Origin of the sequence: Comamonas sp. B-9 (genome assembly GCF_000410635.1) — a bacterium.
In the GTDB taxonomy this organism is placed as follows: Bacteria; Pseudomonadota; Gammaproteobacteria; order Burkholderiales; family Burkholderiaceae_C; genus Comamonas.
The window spans coordinates 1-5704 of sequence record NZ_APCR01000538.1; the positions used below are offsets into that span (position 1 = coordinate 1).

General features: G+C 54.3%; 6 protein-coding genes. 4 read left to right on the forward strand and 2 right to left on the reverse strand.

The features are described from left to right. Positions 1-213, forward strand: a 213-nt coding sequence (locus H928_RS32080) for a hypothetical protein (RefSeq protein ID WP_043338772.1), incomplete at its 5' end; no start/stop codon positions are given. A 41-nt stretch (positions 214-254) separates the two neighbouring features. After that, entirely contained in the window at positions 255-728 is a 474-nt protein-coding gene (locus H928_RS0105110) for a lysozyme inhibitor LprI family protein (protein WP_158400474.1), read from the forward strand. Between the two features lie 13 nt (positions 729-741). Here the strand turns inward: H928_RS0105110 and H928_RS0105115 are convergent, their stop codons facing one another. Then, positions 742-1584 (reverse strand): siderophore-interacting protein, encoded by an 843-nt coding sequence (locus H928_RS0105115; protein ID WP_021025550.1) that lies wholly within the window; start codon positions 1582-1584, stop codon positions 742-744. 539 nt (positions 1585-2123) lie between these two features. Between H928_RS0105115 and H928_RS30620 the strand changes: the two genes are divergently transcribed. Together H928_RS30620 and H928_RS31365 are read left to right on the forward strand one after the other, a co-directional pair. Next, entirely contained in the window at positions 2124-3419 is a 1296-nt protein-coding gene (locus H928_RS30620) for an AAA family ATPase (RefSeq protein ID WP_084635698.1), read from the forward strand. Beyond that, the gene (locus tag H928_RS31365; protein ID WP_148293053.1) at positions 3403-3915 is read left to right on the forward strand and encodes a hypothetical protein; all 513 of its coding nucleotides are present in this window, start codon (positions 3403-3405) and stop codon (positions 3913-3915) included. The genes H928_RS30620 and H928_RS31365 overlap by 17 nt, the downstream gene beginning before the upstream one ends. Before the next feature lie 208 nt (positions 3916-4123). Here the strand turns inward: H928_RS31365 and H928_RS26210 are convergent. Further along, positions 4124-5704 (reverse strand): FAD-dependent oxidoreductase (locus H928_RS26210; RefSeq protein WP_021025552.1); only part of this gene is annotated, 1581 nt, incomplete at its 5' end.

Sequence of the window (5704 nt, forward strand, 5' to 3'; positions counted from 1 at the left end):
TTCCCTGGCAGCGCCAGCGCGCCGCAGGGCCAGCCCTCGGGCAACCCACCGCCGATTGAGCGCGGTGTGGTCGTCTCGCCGGTGTCGTCCGGTACCGTCGGTCAACCGGTGCCCACGGCCGATGGCGGCATGGTCTGGCGCCGCGCCACGCCGTCTGGCACGGCGGCGCCGCAGTCCGGCAATGCGGGTATTGCCGCCAGCGAGATCAACTGATCGAACTGCCTATTTTTTCATCAACTATCAGGAGGATGTTCATGGTCTTCAACCACCGCCGCCAGCCCCGCTGGTCTTGGATGCGCGCCGCTTGTCTGGGCTCTGCCATATTGGTATCGACAGCCGCAATGGCCGTGGACAACCCCGATGCCCCCGACCGCCTGGCCGCGTTTGAGCAGCGCATACAGCCGCTGGAGGCCGCCATCGGCAACCAGAACACGACGGCAGACATGCTGCGCGCCAGCAGCGCCTATGCCAAGCAGCTTGATGTGGAGCTGAACCAGACCTACCGCGCGCTGATGGCCAAGGTGGGCGCCACCGGCGCGCAAAAGCTGCGCGCCGCGCAGCGCAACTGGCTGAGCTTTATGACCAGCGAGGCCGCTTTTATCGACGGCACCTGGAACGCCCAGGACTTTGGCAGCTCCTCAGCGCTGTCGCGCAGCGAGTACCGCAACAGCCTGACCAAGGCGCGTATCGTGCAACTGCTGGGCTATCTGCGCGCCTATCCTGAATAATGGATGTGTGCGGTCACTCTTCAATGACTTCATGCACGCCGGAGCTGCCACGCTTCCAGTAGGCCGCTGCCTTGGTCCATTTGGGGTGGGCGCCATGCTCGGCAATCAGCGCTGCACGCAGCGCCTTGGCGGCCGTCGATTCCAGCGCTACCCAGTTGTAGTAATCGCCAGCGGGCGCATCGATCTGGCGCAAAGCCGCTAGCAGCCGCTGCGCGTCGCCGGCCGGCTGGCCCTGGCGGTGCACCCAGTGCACTTGCAGATCCGCAGCGCTCTCCAGCGCTTGCTCGTCAGCCGCGTCATTCACTTCCACCACCACCACCGCCTGGGTGCCGGCAGGCAGCTCGCGCAGGCGGCGCGTGATCGCTGGCAGCGCCGCATCATCACCAATCAGCAAGTGCCCATCAAACGCCGTGGGCACGATAAAGGAGCCGCGCGGCCCCGCAATCCCCAGCGCATGCCCGCTGGCCGCCTGCAGCGCCCAGGCTGTTGCCGGGCCCGCCTCATGCACCGCAAAGTCAATCGTCAAGGTCTGCGCCTGCGCATCGTAAGAATGGGGCGTGTAGTCCCGCATCGCCTCGCGCATCGCCGGCGGCAGGCCTTCGCTACCAGGCGGCGGCAACTCCAGCTCGCCATTGGCATCCGGAAACAGCAGCTTCACATGGTCATCAAAGCCCAAGCTGCTGAAGCCCGCCAGGTCGGCACCCTGCAAACGGATGCGCAGCATATGCGGCGTCAGCTGCTCCACCGACTCCACCGTAGTGCGGCGAAGCTTGATCTCATGGCGCGCCCGCTCAGGCGCACGCGCAGCCAACAGCTCGGGGGAAGGGGAAGTGGGAAGGCTCAGTTGCAAGGGCATGGTATGTTCAATCCGTATCTAAGATATATCTTTTATCTTAAATGAGAATTATTCTTATGGATGAAGGTTGGGAATCAGCCCCTTTCGAACGTGTGGCTTTAAAGGTCTAGACCAAGGGTATGCTTATCACTCTATCGATATAAAAAAAATATCTTGCGGCGATGTTTCAAGGATCCAAGACCAGAGATTATTCAGATTGAGGTGAGCCTTCACTAAGCGCTTAGCTTCGATGTGTCAACATCAACTCAAGTCTGAGATGGTGAGCGCTCCTCATTGCTGATTAGATATCCCAAACAAGTTTTAGCTATCTTAGGCGTGACACCTTCCAAGTCGCACCTTAGTTCAAAAAGTGTTGTCAGATGTGTCAAAAAGCATACTTGTAAGCTATAGTGTCTTTGCTAGGATTTATTGTGTAACGCAATTTGCACTTACTTTTTATTTTAGTGAATTTACAGTGGCATTTTCAAAAGCATATAGCTGCTCTATTATTTGTTTGCAATCATACTTATCTGATTATTTAGATTCAAATTTGAAATAAAATGAAAATTACAATCAGGGGTTATAAGTCAATTTTTTCTGCTACGTCGATAGATTTAAATGGTCTTACCATTCTTGCCGGAGCAAATAGCTCGGGGAAGTCTAGCTTTATGCAACCGCTTCTTTTGATAAAACAAACTATTGAAAGTAATTTTGATACCGGTGCATTAGTTTTGGATGGTGCGAATGCTAGATTATCAGACTCATCTGATGCGCTTTCAAAAACTGGACAATCAAGAGTAAGAAATTTCACCATTTCGGTTGATGGTGAAAAGTTCAGTTCAAGCGCAACCTTTAAGAGAAGCTCAACTGTTGGACTTGTTGTTCACTCAGTCTCGATTCGCGATGACGAGATTCCTGATGGTCTGACAATTACCGAAAAGACATCGCACGATGAAATATCTAAACAACTTCCTAATATTGATAATCCGATCTTAAAGTTGTTCAAGGATAAAGAGCTAAATGCTCAGTGGAATATAATTCGAAAAAAATGCTTTCTTAATGTAGAGTTTGGTGCGAAGGGTGGTGTATTTTCTTCAGTTAAGATGGGAATTGCTCCATCTGCAATGATAGAAGGCCTCGCAAAAAATATGATACACGTACCTGGGTTAAGGGGTAATCCAGAAAGATCATATCGCCTTGCGGCAGCCTCAGATATATACCCCGGGTCATTTGAATCTTATGTGGCGAGTATAATTAGCGATTGGCGGGAAAATCCTAAGAAAAGAAAAAATTTTGACCAATTGGTTGAAGATCTTCAGTCATTGGGGCTAGCTTCTAATATCGAAACTACTCGCATTAACGATACTCGTGTCGAAGTTCGCGTTTCTCGCTATAAAGGAGCGATGCAAACTGACTGTGTCAATATTGCAGACGTCGGATTTGGTGTTTCGCAAACGCTTCCGGTTCTCATTGCACTAATAACATCAAATGAAAAACAGGTTGTCTATATAGAACAACCAGAGCTTCACCTTCATCCTCGTGCACAGCTGAGACTTGCTGAGATCGTAAACAGAGCTGTGCAAAGAGGCGTTAGAGTGGTTATAGAAACGCATAGCGCTATTCTTATTAGAGGAATTCAGACATTAGTCGCAAAACGTCTGCTAGACAAAAATTCGCTGTCCTTAAATTGGTTTACGCAAGACTTAAAAACAGGTCGATCAAAAGTCAATAAGGCGGAAGTAGACGAAAACGGTGCTTTTGGTCCATGGCCGGTTGACTTTGATGAAGTCAGTATGCAAGCAGATGGTGAATATCTTAATGCAGTTGAGGAGAATATCTTTGGCAGCGAAGCATAAAGTAGTAATAGATGCTAATGTAGCAAGGTCTTCCGGCGAGACAGAGCATCCAGTTTCTAAATCATGTCGCGATACTCTGGAAAGTATAGCGAAGAATAATCACTCATTTGTAGCGTGTAAAACATTGCTCGGTGAGTGGAGAAAGCATCAATCTAAATACTCTACTAAATGGCTGGCTGCAATGTTTGCTAGACGTCAGATTGAAATAATTGAGCACAAGGATGAGTCAAAAAATAAAATTGCATCTTCTAAAGCAGAAGAAAAATTCAAAGATGCAGCTTTGAAAGATAGTCATATCATAGATGCAGCCCAATATATGGGTAATTTTGTTACTTCAAGAGATGATCTTGCTAAACAGGCATTTGCATCCATACCAGAGCTGACCGCGGCAACTAAGAATATCACGTGGATGAATCCTGTGACCGAATATGATGCTTTGACAGGTGTACTTAATTTCGGAAAAAAGCCGGGGCGACAAAATAAAATTTGCTTATAAAATATTTTTGTTCAAAAGTCTTAAGTATAAGCTTTATTTAACAATAGAATTTTTTTGTAACTAAGGGGCTGAATTTGCTATTTATTCAGTGCTGTAATTGGTAATATTTGTTGCGACAGCTTATTTAAATTCAATATTTCGCGTAAATTTGGATTTATTTTAGATCGGAAAATGGATAGAATCGATTTAACACGTACTTTGTTAGTATTTAAATAGCAAATTTCAGTATTCCCACCCCCGCATACAACCCCCGCGTAAACGCCTCCTCAAACACCGAATACCCCGACCAGTCACTGTGCGCAAAATGCAGGCGGCCGGTGCTTGGGGTGGGCAGGGCTTGGAGGCGTTCGCCGTTGATCAGCGCTGGACGCTTGGCGCTGCTGGCGGGTTGGCCGATGCGGCTCAGCACGGTCTGGGTGCCGGGGCGGGGGATGGCCATCGCGTGGCCGTAGCGCATGACCTCGACCTGGGTGGTTTTTTCGTAGATGTCGGCGTGTGCGCGGGCGAGCGTCGCCAGGGCTTGGTCGCGGGCGGCTTCCCAGCTTTGGGCCAGCAGGTGTTGGCGGGCGGTGCGGGCGCTGGCGCCGGGCTGGTTGCCGCCCAGCGCGCGGTAGCAGGTCAGCACGGTGGGCAGCTGCTGCATGGCATTGAGGCGCTGGTGGCCGGCGTTGACGTAGCCCAGGCCGCCGTGGGTCACATCGTCGTACAGCACATTGTCCCAGGCCAGTTCGGCGCCGGGACGGTCGCGCAGCGGCGCGCGGATATGCACATTGGTCACCTGCCAGGGCGCCCAGTCCAGCGCCTGCACGGCGGCGCGCAGAAAGTCGGGCGGGTCCTGCACCACGTGGGCCGCGATGAAGGTCGGTAGCGCCACGATGCAGTGCGCGGCCAGCCAGCGCTCCATGCTTTGGCTGGCGTGGTTGAAGCTGTCGATCTCCACACCCTGGCGCGTCTCGGCAATCCGCATCACCGTGTGGCCGCTGTGCAGCCAGCCGGCGGCCTGCACTGGCGCTGTGAGCTGCTCGCTGAGCCAGCCATTGCCCTGTGGCCAGGTCAGCACGCTGTCATGCGCGTCGTCTGGCATGCCTGGCGCTTGAAAGCCATGGCGGCTGGCAAAGTAGTGCAGGCCGGCCCAGGCCGACACCTGGGCGCAGCCGGCGCCAAAGTCGTCCTGGCAGGCATAGTCCAGGTACCAGCGCAGGTGCGGGTCGTCCAGCTGCTGCTGGGCCAGCCAGGTGTCAAAACGGATCGCATCCAGCGCCTGGTGGGCGGGCGCCAGGCCGCCTTGGGCCTGCCAGCTGCGCATGGTGGGCATGCTGAAGGGCTGGGCGCGCATGGCGTCATCCACCAGCTGGGCAAAGCGCTGGTACTGGGCGATGGTGCTGGCGGCCACATCTTGCGTGGGCAGCAGGCCTTCCTGCCATTCGCCATGGATAAAAAGGCGCTCCTGCGGGCTGAAGCACAGGTACTCGTCCTTGTACTGCCAGCGGCCGGCCATGCGCTGGCGCACGCCCAGTTCTTCCAGCAGATCCTGCACCTCGGGCGCCTGGTCGCCTGGCACCGGCAGGTAGTGGGCGCCCAAGGGGCAGCGCAGACCTTGCACGGTGCCACCCCGGCTGTTGCCGCCGGCCTGGTCTTCCAGCTCCAGCAGGGCCACATCGCTGGTGCCTGCCAGGCGCAAGGCACGGCCAGCCGATAGCGCGGCAACGCCGCCGCCGGCAATCAGCACCTGCACGCGGTGGGTTCGGCTGGGCGCGGGCAGCGGCAGGCCTTGTGCCAGGCGGTCGCG